This window comes from Pseudomonas persica, assembly GCF_900291015.1.
In the GTDB taxonomy this organism is placed as follows: Bacteria; Pseudomonadota; Gammaproteobacteria; order Pseudomonadales; family Pseudomonadaceae; genus Aquipseudomonas.
On record NZ_OLKL01000022.1, the window covers coordinates 135,779 to 152,919 of the forward strand.

General features: G+C 65.0%; 11 protein-coding genes, 1 pseudogene and 2 riboswitches. Of the genes and pseudogenes, 2 read left to right on the plus strand and 10 right to left on the minus strand.

The window, feature by feature from the left end; translation table 11 throughout:
* The first annotated feature begins 6 nt into the window (after positions 1-6).
* Positions 7-3,153 carry an efflux RND transporter permease subunit gene (locus FQ664_RS12005; protein WP_144172103.1) on the plus strand — a complete coding sequence of 1,049 codons (3,147 nt, stop codon included), beginning with the start codon at positions 7-9 and terminating at the stop codon, positions 3,151-3,153.
* Positions 3,154-3,283: 130 nt separating this feature from the next.
* Here the strand turns inward: FQ664_RS12005 and FQ664_RS12010 are convergent, their stop codons facing one another.
* From FQ664_RS12010 to FQ664_RS12025, 4 genes are all read right to left on the minus strand, one after another.
* Complete coding sequence (locus FQ664_RS12010) at positions 3,284-4,621, minus strand: MFS transporter (RefSeq protein WP_144172104.1); 1,338 nt, start codon at positions 4,619-4,621, stop codon at positions 3,284-3,286.
* A gap of 216 nt (positions 4,622-4,837) precedes the next feature.
* Complete coding sequence (locus tag FQ664_RS12015; protein WP_144172105.1) at positions 4,838-5,614, minus strand: ParA family protein; 777 nt, start codon at positions 5,612-5,614, stop codon at positions 4,838-4,840.
* A gap of 305 nt (positions 5,615-5,919) precedes the next feature.
* The gene (locus FQ664_RS12020) at positions 5,920-7,491 is read right to left on the minus strand and encodes a sensor domain-containing diguanylate cyclase (RefSeq protein ID WP_144172106.1); all 1,572 of its coding nucleotides are present in this window, start codon (positions 7,489-7,491) and stop codon (positions 5,920-5,922) included.
* Between the two features lie 78 nt (positions 7,492-7,569).
* Positions 7,570-8,049 (minus strand): hypothetical protein, encoded by a 480-nt coding sequence (locus FQ664_RS12025; protein WP_144172107.1) that lies wholly within the window; start codon positions 8,047-8,049, stop codon positions 7,570-7,572.
* Positions 8,050-8,236: 187 nt separating this feature from the next.
* Here FQ664_RS12025 and FQ664_RS12030 point away from each other — a divergent pair, with 187 nt between their 5' ends.
* Positions 8,237-8,560, plus strand: coding sequence for a hypothetical protein (locus FQ664_RS12030; RefSeq protein WP_144172108.1), 324 nt, complete (start codon positions 8,237-8,239; stop codon positions 8,558-8,560).
* A 53-nt stretch (positions 8,561-8,613) separates the two neighbouring features.
* Here FQ664_RS12030 and FQ664_RS12035 read toward each other — a convergent pair.
* The 6 genes and pseudogenes from FQ664_RS12035 to FQ664_RS12060 form a co-directional block, all read right to left on the minus strand.
* Positions 8,614-9,955: pseudogene (locus FQ664_RS12035) on the minus strand (OprD family porin).
* Between the two features lie 16 nt (positions 9,956-9,971).
* On the minus strand, positions 9,972-10,760 hold the full coding sequence (locus FQ664_RS12040) for an ABC transporter ATP-binding protein (RefSeq protein ID WP_144172109.1): 789 nt from the start codon (positions 10,758-10,760) through the stop codon (positions 9,972-9,974).
* A complete protein-coding gene (locus FQ664_RS12045; protein ID WP_144172110.1) occupies positions 10,757-11,773 on the minus strand; it encodes a FecCD family ABC transporter permease in 1,017 nt (338 codons plus the stop codon). The genes FQ664_RS12040 and FQ664_RS12045 overlap by 4 nt, the downstream gene beginning before the upstream one ends.
* Positions 11,773-12,783, minus strand: coding sequence for an ABC transporter substrate-binding protein (locus FQ664_RS12050; RefSeq protein WP_144172111.1), 1,011 nt, complete (start codon positions 12,781-12,783; stop codon positions 11,773-11,775). The genes FQ664_RS12045 and FQ664_RS12050 overlap by 1 nt, the downstream gene beginning before the upstream one ends.
* 111 nt (positions 12,784-12,894) lie before the next feature.
* Positions 12,895-13,092: riboswitch (cobalamin riboswitch) on the minus strand.
* Positions 13,093-13,120: 28 nt separating this feature from the next.
* The gene (locus FQ664_RS12055) at positions 13,121-14,287 is read right to left on the minus strand and encodes an acetyltransferase domain-containing protein (RefSeq protein ID WP_144172112.1); all 1,167 of its coding nucleotides are present in this window, start codon (positions 14,285-14,287) and stop codon (positions 13,121-13,123) included.
* Between the two features lie 203 nt (positions 14,288-14,490).
* Positions 14,491-16,617, minus strand: coding sequence for a TonB-dependent receptor (locus FQ664_RS12060; RefSeq protein ID WP_144172113.1), 2,127 nt, complete (start codon positions 16,615-16,617; stop codon positions 14,491-14,493).
* A 109-nt stretch (positions 16,618-16,726) separates the two neighbouring features.
* Positions 16,727-16,934, minus strand: a riboswitch (cobalamin riboswitch).
* Positions 16,935-17,141: the final 207 nt, after the last annotated feature.

The window sequence follows — 17,141 nt, forward strand, 5'->3', positions numbered from 1 at the left end:
GCCTGCATGTTCGAACGCCTGATCCAATTCGCCATCGAGCAGCGTCTGGTGGTGATGCTGGCTGTGGTCCTGATGGCCGCGGTGGGTATCCACAGCTACCAGAAACTGCCGATCGACGCTGTACCGGACATCACCAACGTCCAGGTGCAGATCAATACCGCCGCGCCCGGCTATTCGCCACTGGAGACCGAGCAGCGCATCACCTTCGCCATCGAGACCGCCATGGCCGGCCTGCCCGGGTTGAAGCAGACCCGCTCACTGTCGCGCTCGGGCCTGTCGCAGGTCACAGTCATTTTCGACGACGGCACCGACCTGTTCTTTGCCCGTCAACTGGTCAACGAGCGCCTGCAAGTGGCGCGCGAGCAATTGCCCGACGGCATCGAAGCGGGCATGGGGCCGATTTCCACCGGGCTGGGTGAAATCTTCCTGTGGACGGTGGAGGCCGGGCAGGGCGCGCTGAAAGAGGACGGCACGCCCTACACTCCGACTGACTTGCGGGTGATCCAGGACTGGATCATCAAGCCGCAACTGCGCAATGTGCCCGGGGTGGCCGAGGTCAACAGCATCGGCGGCCATGCCAAGCAGTACCTGATTGCACCGGAGCCCAAGCGCCTGGCAGCCTACAAGCTCACCCTCAACGATCTGATCGCGGCGCTGGAGCGCAACAACGCCAACGTCGGCGCCGGCTACATCGAGCGCAATGGCGAGCAGTTGCTGATCCGCGCGCCAGGCCAGGTGGCGTCGGCCGAGGACATCGCCAACATCGTCATCTCCAGTGTCGATGGCACGCCAATCCGCGTCAGCCATGTTGCCCAGGTCGGCCTGGGCGAAGAGTTGCGCTCGGGCGCAGCCACCGAAAATGGTCGGGAAGTGGTGCTGGGCACGGTGTTCATGCTGATTGGCGAGAACAGCCGCACGGTGTCCCAGGCGGTCGCCGCCAAGCTGGTCGAGATCAACCGCAACCTGCCCAAGGGCGTGGTCGCGGTGACGGTGTACGACCGCACCAACCTGGTGGAAAAGGCCATCGCCACGGTGAAGAAGAACCTGGTCGAGGGCGCCATCCTGGTCATCGCCGTGTTGTTCCTGTTCCTGGGCAACATCCGCGCTGCCCTGATCACCGCCATGGTCATTCCGTTGTCGATGCTGTTCACCTTCACCGGCATGTTCAGCAACAAGGTCAGCGCCAACCTGATGAGCCTGGGCGCATTGGACTTCGGCATCATCGTCGACGGCGCGGTGGTGATCGTGGAGAACGCCATCCGCCGCCTGGCCCACGCCCAGCAACGCCATGGCCGCATGCTGACCCGCGCCGAGCGCTTCCATGAAGTGTTCGCGGCCGCCCGTGAGGCGCGCCGACCGCTGATCTACGGCCAGCTGATCATCATGGTGGTGTATCTGCCGATCTTTGCCTTGACCGGGGTGGAGGGCAAGATGTTCCACCCTATGGCCTTTACCGTGGTTATCGCCCTGCTCGGTGCCATGATTCTCTCGGTTACCTTCGTGCCGGCGGCCATTGCCCTGTTCGTCACCGGCAAGGTCAAGGAAGAGGAAGGCCTGGTAATGCGCACGGCGCGTCAGCGCTATGCCCCGGTGCTGGCCTGGGTGCTGGGCCGGCGCAAGCTGGCATTCGCTGCCGCCGCCACCCTGGTGTTGTTGTCCGGGGTAATGGCCAGCCGCATGGGCAGCGAGTTCATCCCCAGCCTCAGCGAAGGCGACTTCGCCCTGCAGGCCCTGCGCGTGCCGGGCACCAGCCTGTCGCAATCGGTCGACATGCAGCAGCGTCTGGAACAGGCGATCATTGCCCAGGTGCCGGAAGTGGAGCGGGTGTTCGCCCGCACCGGCACCGCCGAGATCGCCTCCGACCCGATGCCGCCGAACATTTCCGATGCCTATGTGATGCTGCGCCCGCGTGAGCAATGGGTCGATCCGGGCAAGCCGCGTGATGAGCTGATCGCCGAAGTACAACGTGCCGCCGCCAGTGTGCCGGGCAGCAACTACGAGCTGTCGCAGCCGATCCAGCTGCGCTTCAACGAGCTGATTTCCGGGGTGCGCAGCGATGTGGCGGTGAAGCTGTTCGGTGATGACATGGACGTGCTCAACCGCACCGCCGCGCAGATCGCCAGCAGCCTGCAAGGCGTGCCGGGCGCGTCCGAGGTAAAAGTCGAGCAGACCACTGGCCTGCCGGTGCTGACCATCGATATCGACCGCGACAAGGCGGCACGCCATGGCCTGAACGTGGGCGATGTGCAGGACGCCATTGCCATTGCCGTAGGTGGCCGCACGGCCGGCACACTGTACGAAGGTGACCGCCGTTTCGACATGGTGGTGCGCCTGTCGGAAACCCTGCGTACCGATGTCGACGGGCTGGCCAGCCTGCTGATTCCGGTGCCGGCCAGTGCTGCTGCGGGGGCCGGGCAGATCGGCTTCATCCCGCTGTCGCAGGTAGCCACGCTGAACCTGCAGCTGGGGCCAAACCAGGTCAGCCGCGAGGATGGCAAGCGGCTGGTGGTGGTCAGTGCCAACGTGCGCGGGCGTGATCTGGGCTCGTTCGTCGAGGAGGCCGAGCAGACGCTGATCGAGCAGGTGCAGGTACCGCCGGGTTACTGGACACGCTGGGGTGGCCAGTTCGAGCAGCTGCAGTCGGCGGCCGAGCGCCTGCAGGTGGTGGTGCCGGTGGCCTTGCTGCTGGTCCTGGCGCTGTTGCTGATGATGTTCAACAACCTCAGGGATGGCCTGCTGGTATTCACCGGCATTCCGTTCGCCCTCACCGGTGGGGTGCTGGCGCTGTGGTTGCGCGACATTCCGTTGTCCATTTCCGCTGGTGTGGGGTTCATTGCCTTGTCAGGGGTGGCGGTGCTCAACGGGCTGGTGATGATCGCCTTTATCCGTGCCCTGCGGGAGGAAGGGCGCACGCTGCGGGCGGCGGTCGAGGAGGGCGCGCTGACGCGCTTGCGGCCGGTGCTGATGACGGCACTGGTGGCGTCGCTGGGGTTCATTCCGATGGCCTTGGCTACCGGGACCGGGGCCGAGGTGCAGAGGCCGCTGGCGACCGTGGTGATTGGCGGGATTCTGTCTTCTACTGCACTGACCTTGCTGGTGTTGCCAGCGTTGTATCAGTGGGCGTATCGGCGGGAAGAGGTGCAGGAGGGCTGAGATCCTGGGGCCGCTTTGCGGCCCATCGCCGGTAAACCAGCTCCCATAGGTCCTGCACATGGTTTGAGGTCGATGCGGTCTAGGTGGGAGCTGGCTTGCCGGCGATGGGGCGCAAAGCGGCCCCAAATGCTCAAACAGTACGACGAACCCCAGCCCTTACACCCTCGCCCCCCACCTCATCATGCAACGAAATCCGCGAAGTCTCCGGCAACGCCAACCCACCCAACAACGCCACCAGCGCAATCACCACCAGGTAGAACGCCGGTGCCAGGCTGCTGCCGGTCTGCCCGATCAGCCAGGTAGCCACCAGCGGCGCGGTGCCGCCAAACAGCGTGTAGGCCACGTTGTAGGTAATTGCCGAAGCGGTATAGCGGGTACGGGTAGGGAAGCTTTCCGACAGCAACGCCGCCGTGACTACACCACTGCACAACGCCCCCACTGCCAGCAGGATCACCCCCAGCAGCGCGCCAGGCATCGAGCCGGAGCTGGCCAGCCAGTACGCCGGGAACACGCACAGCATCACCCACAGGCAGGTAAAGCCGATGGTCTTGCGCCGCCCTACGCGGTCCGAGAACGCCCCGGCCAGCGGGCAGCCGACTGCGGCGAACAACAGGGCCACGGTGGTCACCAGCAGCGATTGCGCGCGGGTCAGGTTGCCGACCAGTTGCAGGTAGGTGGCGAAGTAGGTGGTGAACATGTAGAACGACAGCGCGGTCAGCGAGATGAAGGCCCCCAGGTTGCGGATCGCCCGACCATGATTGCGCAGGGTTGCCTTGAGCGGCGAATGTTCATGCTCCTTGCCCTGGGCGATGGCTTCGCGGAACGCCGGGGTTTCCTCCATGCGCCAGCGCAGGTACAGGCCGACCAGCCCCAGCGGCGCGGCGATCAGGAACGGGATGCGCCAACCCCAGGCATTCATCGCTTCGGCCGACAGACTGGCTTCCAGGCCATAGGCGATCACCGCCGCGCAGGCAAACGCGGAAAAGGTCGAGACCGGTACGAAGCTGCCATAGAAGGCGCGCTTGTCGTTGGGCGCGTGCTCCATCAGGTAGGCGCAGGCACCGGCATACTCGCCACCGGCGGAAAAGCCCTGCAGGCAGCGCGCCAGGGTCAGCAGTGCGGGGGCTGCCAGGCCGATGCTGGCGTAGGTCGGCAGCAGGCCGATCAGGGTCGTCGAGCCGGCCATCAGCAGGATGGTCAGCGACAGGATGCGCTTGCGCCCCAGGCGGTCACCCAGTGCGCCGAACACGATACCACCCAGCGGGCGCAGGGCGAAGGCCACGGCAAACACGGCAAAAGTCTTGAGCAAGGCCACACTGGCGTCTTCGCTGGCGAAGAACTGGCTGGCGATCAGGGTAGCGAGAAAGCCGTAGACGGCGAAGTCGAACCATTCGACGAAATTGCCGATGGCCGAGGCGGCGATCACCCGGCGCAGGGTGGCGGGGGATACCTCGTGAGGTGCGGGCATGCGAGTGCTCTCCGGTTCCATTGGCAGGCATGATGAAAGTGGCGCGGTCGGGCCGCGCCATCATTGTTGTGCTTGCCAGTAGATAGTCGGCCGCTGGAGGACGCTTTGTCGAGGGCGACCTCGGGATACCTGATTCAACCACCGACTGCAGAGCGGGCGCAGGCCTTGTGAGCGGCGTTGTGTCACGATGGGAAGCAGCGCGCCCCCACGGCGCTGTCAGGCCGCGCGTTCCAGCACATCCAGCAAGTCAACGAACTCCAGCGCCAGCCTGTGCCGTGGCGCCAGGTGCACCAGCGGCACCGAGACCTGGTGCGATTCACGCATCTTGATCGAGCTGCTCAGGTACACCGGCAGCACCGGCATGCCTTCGCTGCGCAATTGTTCGACCAGGGTCTGGTGCAGCGCGGTGCGCCCGGCGAACTGGTTGACCACTACACCTTCCACCTGCAACGCCGGGTTATGGTCCTGGCGCAGTTCTTCGACTTCGGCCATGACGCTGTGCAGGGCCTGGCGCGAGAAGCTGTCGCAGTCGAACGGTATCAACAGCCGCTCGGCCGCCACCAGCGCGCTGAAGGTATAGAAGTTGAGCGCCGGCGGGGTGTCGATGTAGATCCGCTCGTAGTCCTCGCCCAGCTCCACCAGCAGTTTGCGCAGTTTGTTGATCTTGAACTTGCTCTCCAGCTTGCCTTGCAGGTCGCTGAGGTCGGGGCTGGCGGTAACCAGGTGCAGGTTGCTGTAGCGGCTTTCGGTGATCGCCACCCGGTGCTTCTTGCCGGCAGCGGTGACCGGCGACAAGGTCTGGCGGAAGAAGTCGGCAATGCCGGAAGGAATGGCGGCATTGACCAGGCCGGTCAGGTAGTAGGTGGCATTGGCCTGCGGGTCGAGGTCGACCAGCAAGGTCCGGTAGCCTTCGGCGGCACTGGCGGCGGCAAGGTTGCAAGCGATGCTGGACTTACCAACGCCGCCTTTCTGATTGAAAACCACACGACGCATGAGACGCTCATCCATGAAGTGAAAATGTCAGGTTGAGGTCAATCCTATGACTGAAACGCGACAGTTTTATGACAAGGAATGTTACAGCCAGCTAAGTTCATTTCTTCATGTGGCAATGGGGCTGCCTTGAGCGGTGTAGTGTCTGTTCCGGCCCTTTCGCGGGTGAACCCGCTCCCACAGGTTATGCACCACCCTTAAGAGCAGCGGGGTACCTCCCACAGGTTATGCACCACCCTTAAGGGCAGCGGGGTACCTGTGGGAGCGGGTTTACCCGCGAAGATGCCAGAACAGGCAAGCAAGGGCGCTCAGGCAACGACTACTCGATTACGCCCCTCCTGCTTGGCCCGGTACAGCGCCTGGTCAGCCTCGCTCAACACATCCCCCGGTTCGCTCTCGGCCTCGCCATCCCAGCGCGCCACCCCCAGCGACACCGTCACCGCCCCCACCGACTCCATCGGTGTATCCTGCACCGTCACCCGCAGCCGCTCGGCCACCACTGCTGCAATGTCCAGGCTGGCCCCCGGCAGCAGCATCAGGAACTCTTCGCCGCCGGTGCGGCACAGCAGGTCGCCCTCGCGGCAGCAGCGGCGCATCAGCTCCGCGAGCCGGCGCAGTACCTGGTCACCCATTTCATGCCCGTGGCAGTCATTCACCCGCTTGAAATGGTCGATATCCAGCACGATCGCCGCAAATGCCCGGCCCTCGGCTTCCAGCAGCGACAGGTTGAACTCCAGGCTGCGGCGGTTGCCCAGGCCGGTCAGCGGGTCGGTCTGGGCGTCGCGGTTGAGCCGGCCGATACGTTCCTGCAGCAGGTTGAGCCCGAACAGCAGCGCGCGCTTGAGCTCGGCCGCCTCGAAGTACCAGGCCGGTACCCGATGCAGGCGCTCGGCAGTGCCGGCACGGTCCATCGAGCGGGCGCCGGCGGCAAGCCGCCACAGCGGCCGGGCGATGGTCATGGCCAGCCACCACAGCAGCAAGCTGCCCACCAGCGCCAACGGTGCGGAGGTGCCGACCACGTTGAGGATCAGGGCGCGCAGTGGCATCAACGTCTGAGTCAGCGGCTGCTGCGCCACCACGCCCCAACCGGTGCTGGGCACGGTGGCGAACCCGGCGAGCATTTCTACGCCGAGGCTGTTGGTCAGTTGCCGGGTACCGCTGCCCAGGGTCGTCAGCTGGTCGATCAATGCGTTGCCTTCAACCACCGTGCCCACGCGCTGGCTGTCGGGGTGGTACAGCAGACGGCGGTTGCGGTCGACCACGTACAGGTAGGAGCCGTCCTTGTAGAAGTGCTCGCCCAGCAGGCTGTTGAGGAGGTTGTGTTCACGCAGGTACAGGCTACCGCTGACATATCCCAGATAGCGGCCATTGCTGTCGAAAATGGGTTGCGACAGCGCCACCACCAGGTTGTTGGCCGCCGTCACGTAAGGCGTCGACACCAGTGGTCGGCGCGCGTGCAGCGCCTCTTGAACACCGGGCGACTGCATGTGCCTGCCGACCAGGTGCCGCAACGGGGCGGGGGCAATCGCCAGCAGCACCCCGTTGGCATCGATCACGAACGTGGAGTTGAAGGCCTGGCTCTGGCTCAGGACGCGCTCGGTCTCTGCCTGCAGGGCGACGGCGTCACCGAGCTGTCGGCCTTGCACGCCAGCGCTGAACGACAGCTGCTGCAAAGCGTTGTCGATAAAGGTCTCGGTGATGGTGGCCAGCTTCATCGCATACACCCGGTTGGCTTCCAGGGCGTGGTCGATCAGCAGCTGGCGCTGCACCCGGTAGCTGGCGAAATAGCTGGCGCACAGCATGACCACGGCGGTAAGGGCGCAGAGCACCAGAATGAGTGTGCGTAGATCCAGGCGCAATCCGTGCTTGGTGTGTGGCAATCCTGACCTCGGATGATCGAAAAACAGCTATGAAATGGGAATAACCTTACGCGTTATGGCCGCAGTGGGGAACCGCGTTCAGGAGCCTGCCTTTTCCAGCGCTTGCAATTCGTCTTCCACCTGTTGCATGCGCTGCTTGGCCAGGGCCTGTACCTTCGCGTCGCGGGCGGTCTCGCGCATCAGGGCGGTGAGCTTCTCGCTAAGGCGCTTGCCGGCCTCGGTGTCTTCCAGGGCACGGGCCTTGTCCGGGTCCTGGGTGGCCTCGACGATGGTGGCGAACTCGGCATCGCTGAAGTTCTTTTCACTGTACAGCCGGAACAGGTCCTGGCGCTGGTCCTCGACGGTCAGGTGCTTGCGCAGCACACCCAGGATGGTCGCTTGCGACAGCTGCGGGTGCGTGCGGCCGAGCAGCGCTGCCATGCGCTCGATGTTGTGCGTGTAGGCATCCTGCAGCGGTAGCTGGGCCAGGATCTGTTGTTCACGGGAGGGTTTCTGGTCGCAAGCGGTGAGGGCTGCAGTCAGCAGCAGGGGCAGCAGCAACTTCTGGAAGCGAGGCATGGCGTGGCCTGGTTGGGCATTGAGTGCTGCTGATTATACCGATGTCGGCAGTTGTGGCTGCGCTGACAGGTCAGAAAGTGCCTACAAAGGTGCCGCACAGGTAATCGACGCGTTTATTTCAAAACCTGCCCGGCTTGCTTACCGTCCCAGGTGCACGGATTTTTCAATGCACCAAGGGAGATTCACGATGACGCACATGGCCCTGTACAAACTCAAACTGCTGGACGAGTTCGAAGACCGCAGAGATCTGTGGACTTTCGGTGATTTCGAGAACAGGTTGATGGACATGTGGCGCGGGGCGACGCGGCATGACGTAAAAGGCATCATCAATGCGGCGCACAAGGAAAGGCGCTGGCCCAGGACCGTGAAGCGCTACCTGCTGACCAATTACCGGGCGTTTGGCAATGTCAGCTCGGAACTGGAGCAGACCTTTGCCGAGGTGGTGGCGGCGCTGAGTGCGCAGGAACGGGTGGAGTGGGGGTTGCAGCCGGTTGACAGTACGGTTGCCTGATGGATTTTCGGGGCCGCTGTGCGGCCCCGGGATCTCTCAGGCCACGCGATACATCAGAACTCACCCGACAATGGCCATTCCACCGCCAACCGTATCTGGTCCCCATCCAGCTCCGCCTGCGCCGTATTGCCCCGATGCACGTTATGCCGCAGTGAAAATGCGGTGCCCTTGGCCTTGCCATTCTGCACCACATACCGTGCCTCGAGGTCGCGCTCCCAATGCTTGCCCCCCTTGCCATACCCCAGGTACGCATACCCGCCCGCAGGGTCGACATGGGTGCCGTCGATATCGAACCCGCGCACATATAACGCCGTCAGGTTCAACCCTGGCATGCCGTAGGCGCCCATGTTCAGGTCATAGCGCGCCTGCCACGACTTTTCGTTCGGCGCGTTGAAGTCCGACATCTGCACCGCGTTGGCAATGAAGATCGCCCCCCGCGTCACGTAGTCGAATGGCGTGTTGCCGTCCACCTGCTGCCAGCCCAGGCTGAAGCCGTGCGGCCCGTGGTCGTAACGCGAGACCAGGCTCCAGGTGGTGTTGTCGATGCGCCCGGACAGCGCCTTGCCGGTGTCGGTGGTGCGGGTACAGGTTGAGGTCGAGGCTGAGGCTGCGGCGCTCATCCAGGGCGTGGCTGAGGGTGCTGCCCAGGTAATGCTGGTTCCAGCTGTCCTGGTAGCGTGAGGTGTACAGGCTGCCGCTGAAGGCGGCGCCGGGGTTCCACGCCACGCCGGCCAGGTCGAAGCTGTTGCCCTGGCGGCCATTGGAGTAGTTGACCACGAAGCCTTGGTCGTGGCTGGCAGCATTGCGGTCGGTACTCTCGTTGAAGTGCCCGGCCACCAGCTTGAGGTTGTCGAATTCGCTGCTGTCCAGGAACAAGCCGGTGGCGGTCTCGGGCAGCAGGCGGCTGTCGGAGGAGCTGAACACCGGGGTCTTGACCCGTTGCTCACCGTAGGACAGCACGGTATCGGACATGCGCAGTTTCAGTGCCGCGCCGGCACGGCTGTATTCATTTTTCGGGTGCCCCTCGTTATCCACCCCGAGCAAGCGTGCCTTGCCCACGCGCCCGCCGCCGCTGTCGAGTTGCACGCCCAGGTAGGCGTGGGCATCGACGCCGACACCGATCAGCCCCTGAGTGAAGCCGGACCGGAAGGTGCCCATCAGGCCATAGGCCCATTCCTCGGCCTTGCCGCTACGTTCATGGCGTGGCTTGTAGGCGTTGCGCGCGGCACTGTTGCGTCCGCCATGCTTGTAGTCGCGCTGGTCGAATACGCTGCGGTTGAGCAGGTTCCAGCGGCCATCCTCGACAAAACCGTTGCTTTGCGACTGGGCGGAGTCGGCCAGCGCAGCCGGCGTTAGCAGGGCGCTGGCGAGCAGCAGGGCGACAGGGCGCGGAATGGGCAAGACTTCCTGTTCAGGGGGCACGAAAACGCAGGATGCGCGCGCCGTCGAAGGGGTCGGTGAGGTAGTGGGCGTGCACGCCGAAGGTGCTCAGCAGGCGCTCGGGGGTGAGCACCTCGAGCGGTTTGCCGAGGGCGACCAGGCGGCCCTTGTCGAGCATTGCGATGCGGTCGCAGGTGAGCGCCTGGTTGAGGTCGTGCAGGGCCACCAGGGTGGTCACCGGCAGGGCCTGCACCTGTTGCAGCAGACTCAGCTGGTGCTGGATATCCAGGTGGTTGGTCGGCTCGTCCAGCAGCAGCACCTGCGGCCGCTGTGCCAGGGCGCGGGCGATGTGCACGCGCTGGCGCTCGCCACCGGACAGCGACCCCCACAGGCGTGTGCGCAAGTGCAGGGCGTCGAGGTCGGCCAGGGCCTGCTCGACGATCGCGCGGTCTTCCCGGGAGAACGGCGCCAGCGCCGACAGCCAGGGGGTGCGGCCCAAGGCAACGGCGTCGAACACACTGATCGCATCGAGGGTGTCGGCTTGCTGTTCGACCAGCGCCAAGGCCTGGGCGACACGGCGGCGGGGCAACTGGGCCAGCGGCTCGCCCCGCAGTTGCACGCTGCCGCTGCCTGGCTTGCGCAGCCCGGCCAGCACCTTCAGCAGCGAGGATTTGCCCGAGCCGTTGGGGCCGACGATGCCCAGGGTTTCACCGGCGACGACGCTTAGTTCGATATCGCTGAGCACGGTGTTGCCGGCCAGTTGCAGCCCCAGGCTCTGGCAACTCAAGGGGGTTATCTGTACAGCCGGCATGACTGTCATGGGCGCCCCCGGCGGCTGACCAGGATCAGCGCGAAGACCGGTGCGCCGAGCAGTGCGGTGATCACGCCCACGGGGATCACCTGGCCAGGGATCAAGGTGCGCGACAGGGTGTCGGCGGCAATCAGGAACAGTGCCCCGCCCAGAGCGCTGGCGGGCAGCAGGCGGCTGTGCCCGGGGCCGAGCAGCAGGCGCAGGGCATGGGGGATCACCAGCCCGACAAAACCGATGGCGCCGACGATGGATACCATCACGGCGGTCACCAGCGCTGCGCAGCTGATCAGCAGCAACTGGGTGCGCCGCACCGGGATACCCAGCGACGCCGCCGAGTCGGCACCGAAGGTGAAGGCATCCAGCGCACGGCGGTGCCACAGGCACACCACCAGCCCGACCAGCGCCACTGGCACGGCCAGCCACACCGAAGGCCAACGCACGCCACTGAGGTTGCCCAGCAGCCAGAACAGGATGCCGCGCGCCTGCTCGGCGGTAGCCGACTTGGTGATGAGGAAGGCGGTGAGGGCATTGAACAGTTGCGAGCCGGCGATTCCGGCGAGGATCACCTGGGCGTTGTTGCTGCTGGGGCCGGCTGCGCGGGCCAGCACCAGCACCAGGGCGAACGCTGCCAAGGCGCCGATGAAGGCGCCGCCGGACATGCTCAGCGCCAGGCTGCCGAAGCCCAGCAGGCCGACCAGCACCGCACCGGTCGAGGCGCCGGCAGACAGCCCCAGCAGGTAAGGCTCGGCCAACGGGTTGCGCAACAGTGCCTGGAGGATCACGCCGCAGGTGGCCAGGCCGGCGCCGCAGGCCGCAGCGACCAGGGTACGGGTCAGGCGGTAGTTCCAGATGATGCCGGCGTCGATCGGGTCGACCGGGTAGCCCGCCTGCCACAGGTGGTTGGCCAGCACCTGACCGACCACGCCGGGCGACAGGTTGGTTTCGCCGATGGCGGTGCCGGCCAGCAGGGCCGCCAACAGGGCGGTCAGGGCAACAGCGATGCAGGGTAACAGGCGCATCATCACTGGGCTGCTTTGCCGCTGGCGAAGGCGGCGGACAGCGTCTGCAGGCCGCTGAACAAGCGAATGCCGGCCTGCATGGCGTCGGCGTCGAGGATGATGATGCGGTCATGCTTCACCGCGTCCATGTTGCGCGTTACCGGGTCGCTGCGCAGGAATGCCAGCTTCTTCTGGTAGTCGTCGGCGGGGTAGCGGCGGCGGTCCATGCGGGCGATGATCAGCCAGGTGGGGTTGGCCTTGGCCAGGGTTTCCCAGCCTACGGTCGGCCACTCTTCGCTGGACTCGACCACGTTGCGCACGCCGAGGCTGCGCAGCATGAAATCGGCGACCCCCTGGCGGCCCGCTACGTAGGGGTCGATGTGCAGGTCGGCGCTGGAGAACCAGAACAGCGCCGAAGTGGCGGACAGATCCTTGCCGGCCAGTTGTGCCTTGGCACTGTCCAGGCGGCCTTTGAGCTCGGCATTCAGGGCCGTGCCACGGTCCTGCACGTCGAAGATTTGCGCCAGCTGGCTGACGCTCTTGTAGATGCTCTGGACCTGGAACGCCTGCAGGCGGGTACCGTCGGCGCCCACCAGGTTGTCCTTGCCTTCGCAGTCCGACGGCAGCAGGTAGGTGGGTATGCCCAGTTCATCGAACTGCTCGCGGGTGCCGACCACGCCCTGGGCACCGACCATCCATTCGAACTGCACCGTTACCAGTTGCGGGCGCTTGCCCACTACCGCCTCGAAGCTGGGCTCGTTGTCGGCCAGGCGCGGTACCTTGTCGTTCTGCACCTGGTACTCGGGTAGCACGTTGTTGAACCACAGCGAGGTGGCCGCCAGTTTGCCGCCGAGCCCCAGCGCGTAGAGCATCTCGGTACCAGCCTGGCCAATGGTGACCGTGCGTTCCGGTGCCTGGGCGAAGGTTTGCGGTTTGCCGCAGTTGTCCACTGTCAGCGGGTAGTGGGTGGCAGCAGCCTGGGCCAGGCCGGTGAGGCCGAGGCCGGCGAGCAGGGTGGCAATACGGGGCAGCATGCTGGGCGATCTCCTATCGGACAGTTCGGGTGAGGAACGCACGGACAGGCATCGCCGAGCCCCTGCTGGCGGCAGGGGCAACACTGATGGCCAATCCCGGACACCCCGCCGGTTGGTGAATGTAGGCCGGCAGGTCTCCTGACTGGTGCGTCATGGCCTGGCTCCGGCCTTCCCGGGTTGGTGGCCCAGTGGCATCGATGGAGCAGGCTCGGCACCTACAGTTGCGGGGGCAGTTCCGTTTGGCCCGAATTGGCGGGCCTGTGATTCCCTATTGATTCCGTGGTGGAAACCGGCGGCCGGCATGGTAGACCATCGCGCCGCCGGGTGAAAACGCTTTTCAGAAGTACTTCAGCCAGGTGATGTCGCGTCGCCGCGCCTTCAGGCGGGCGAACCAGCGCACCGGCAGGTACAGCGAAACCGCCAGCAGCACCGCCCCCAGCCACACCGCGGCGATGCCGTCGAAGCCGAAGTAGTCGCCATGGTTGCGGCCGAACAGCGCCACGCTGGCCAGGTACAGCAGCTTCAGCACATACAGGTGCAGCAGGTAGAAGAACATGGGGGCCGCACCGAACACCGCCAGGGCGCTGATCCAGCGGGCCTGGCCGGCGCGTTCGAAGGCGCGCAGCAACAGCAGGCCACAGCCCAGGGTCAGGGCGAGGAACAGCAGCGACGGTGGGTACTTGGTGATGTTGAAGAAGCTCATCAGGGTTTGCGTGAGGGTTGGGTAAGCGCTCCACGGCGCCTCGCCGTAGCCGTTGAGCAGGCGCAGCACGACAAAGCCCGTTAGCGAGATCGACCCGGCCAGCAGCAGGCGATGCTGGCGTTGGCCAGCATCGCTGCCACGGGCGAACCACGGGCCCAGGCCGTAGCCCAGGGCGATGACACCGATCCACGGCAGCACCGGGTAGGAGGTGCGCAGGCGCAGGCTTTCGGAGTACTCCAGCCAGCCCCGGTCATGCAGTATCGCCCATGGCACGTGCAGGGCGGATTCGGCGCCGAAGTGCAGGCCATCGAGCAGGTTGTGGCCGGCGATGATGATTGCACCCAAGGCGATCAGGGCGGCACGTGGCAACCACACCAGCAGCGACAGGGCGATCATGCTTACGCCGATGGCCCAGATCACTTGCAGGTAGATGACGCTGGGTGGCAGCTGGAAGGTCCAGGCGAAGTTGACCAGGGTGAATTCCAGCACCACCAGGAACAGCCCGCGCTTGAACAGGAACGCCGAGACATCGCCGCGGCCCTGGTGTTTCTCGCCGTACAGCCAGGCCGACAGGCCGGTCAGCATGACGAACACCGGCGCGCACAGGTGGGCCAGGGTGCGGCTGAGGAACAGCGAGGGCTCGGTGGCATCGATGGCCATCGGGTCGCTGACCTGGCGGTGCAGGAAGAAGGTTTCGCGGACGTGGTCCAGGAGCATGAACAGGATCACCAGGCCGCGCAGGGCATCGATGCTCTGCAGGCGCTGGGTGAGCAGGGTGGGGGTGGCACTGGCGCTAGTCATGGAGGGGTCGCTGATGGGAATTGATGTCAAGTGAAACGTTATCTTATAACTGTATTGTCACCGGGCGGTAGATGTTTTTGTGCTTCCTGTGCCGGCCTCTTCGCGGGTAAACCCGCTCCCACAGAGATATCACAGAGTTGAATATTGTGACGTACCTGTGGGCGCGGGTTTACCCGCGAAGAGGCCGGTGCAGGCAGTTCAGATCAGAAGCTGTAATCCACCGTCGCAAAGTACGACCGTGGCATACCCATCAGCCACTGCTGGCCACTGAACGCCGACTGCACATACTCACGGTCGAACAGGTTGTTCAACTGCAACCCCAGCCGCACATCCGGCAACACCTGCCAGCCGATGTTGGCATCGACCACGGTGTAGCCCGGGGCGCTCTGGGTGTTGGCGGTGTTGGCATGGCGCTCGTCCACATAGCGCGCGCCAATGCCAGCCTCCAGCCGCTGGCCGAAGCCTTTGCTCAGCCACAGGTTGGCGGTACGCCGCGGGACATTGGCCGGGCGATTGCCCGCACGGTCCTGCGCCACGCCACCGACCATTTCGTGGAAGTCGTCATACCTGGCGCGCACGATCGCCGCGTTGGCCGACACCTGCCACTGGTGCACCAGCGCCAGTTCCAGGGTAGCTTCCAGGCCGTCGGATGTCTGCTGGCCAGCCTGTTGCTTCTCGTGCGTGACCGGGTCATCCACCAGCAGCTTGTTCTTGACGATGTGGTAGGCCGCCAATGTCCATTCGCCACGTCCCTCCCAGAAGCGCTGCTTGAGGCCCACTTCGGTCTGCCTGGCCTCGGTCAGGCCGTAGTGCATCTGGTTGGCGCTGAGGCTGATGAGGCTATCGACCCCGTCCTCGCTGGTGGCGTACTGGCCATACAGCGACAGGTCGTCGCTGACCGCAAACACCAGCCCGGCACGCCAGTTGCCACCTTGCAGGCTGCGGTCGCTGCGGCTGTCGCTGGTCAGTTGTTCCTGAACGATGTGGTTCTGGTCGCGGCGCATGCCGGTGACCAGCGACAGGCGATCGCTCAGCTGCAGGCGGTTTTCGGCGAACAGGGCAAAGGTGTGGGTGGTGGACAAGGTTTGCGGGCGCAACGGCGAGGCGCTATGGAACCAACCCGATTGCGGTTGCCACGGGTCGACATAGTCGCCGCCCACATCGTTGTAGGGCGCGTTGCTGTCGACGTTGAAGCGGACCTTGTTGTACTCGGCACCGATCACGGTCTTGCTGGCCAGGCCGAACAGCGTGTGGTCGAGGGTGAAGGTCTGGCGGTCGCCGAACTGTTCCTGGTTGTGCTTGATTTCCAGGTAGCTGCCGCGCAGCAGTTGCTGGCGCTCGGCGTCCCAGCTGTAGTTCTCGGCGTTACGCCAGTGACGGCGGCTTTTGATGTAGTACAGCTGGTTGCTGGCGCTGAGGTGGTCGTTCAACGTCCAGTCGGTGATCAGGCGCGTCCATTCATCGACGTAGTGCTGCACGTCGTCCTGCACGTTGTAGTTCTTGTTGCGCAGGCTGCTACGGTAGCGGCCGTCGATCAGCGGGGTTCCGTAGTAATTGGCAGGCTCCGCATCGCCGCGGTCGTGGGCGAGGGTGAAGCTGAGGTCGTCGCTGGCATCGACGCGCAGTGCAGCGCTCAGCGCCAGGCTGCGTGACGTGGTGCGGTCGACCCAACCGTGACCGGCTTGCTGGTTCAGGGCCAGGCGATAGCTCAGGCGCTCGCCGAGGCTGCCGCCGCTATCCAGGCCGAGCTGCTGGCGGTCCCACGAACCGTAGCCCAGGCGCAGGTGGTTGTGTACCTCGCCGGTAAACGGCTTTTTCGGGATCACGTTGACCACCGCACCGGTGGCACCTTCGCCATACAGCACCGAGGCCGGGCCGCGAATCACATCGATGCGCTCGACCATCCACGGGTCGACCGGGAACGTCTGGGTACCGGCACCGGTGTACAGGCGTGCGCCGTCGAACAAGGTCATCACCGAGCTGTGCCCGGCAAAGCCGCGGGCGGAAAGGCCCGTGCCGCCGTCGCCCGGGGAGCCGACGTAGCTGACACCCGGTGAACGGGTCACCGCGTCCTGTACGGTGAGGTTGTTGCGCTGCTGGATCTGCTCGGCGCTGATGCTGCTGGTGCTGGCCGGTGTTTCCAGGGCGCTGAGGCCCAGGCGCGAGCCAGCCTGGGTCGGGGTGGCCAGGTCGATGGCGTGGCTGCCCTGGGTGTCGGTGATGGTCGTGGCGGGCAGGGCCAAGGGCTGTCGGTCGATGGCATCGGCCGAGGCCGGCAGGGAAACGGCCAGGCAGGCCGCCAGGGGGTGAAGCGTTAACATACGGGACATGTCGTTCCACTACTGCAGGAATGAATGGATCCCGGTGGAGAACACGCAAAGGCGCACCGTGCACGCAGGCGCGCGCACGGATACCGGCCTGCGCCCGCCCACCGCGGGTTGCCAAGTGAAGCTTCAGGCCGGTCTCCGGGCTTGCGAGGGGCATGAAACCTTCACCTTCCCATGCACGTGCACAGTGGTATCTCGAAGGGTTCGCTCGCTTACCGTTGCGGGGGCAGCGCCGGACTTGTCGTGGGTAACACGACGCACCGGCTTCCCGTTTCACCCTGCGCGCGGCGGCGCAGGGCACCTGAAACTGGCGGGCATCTGACCATTGAAACGCGGGGGCGTCAAATTTGGTGAGATCATTGGGGTGAGCTGTGGGCAGGTCTGGCCTCTTCGCGGGTAAACCCGCTCCCACAAGTGCGCGAATTGCTTGGCCGCAGGCCTGTGACATCTCTGTGGGAGATTCTATGGCCGAAGGCAATTTCTCAGTAGAACCGTCTTCGGCCTCTTTCAGCAATCTCCAGGCACAA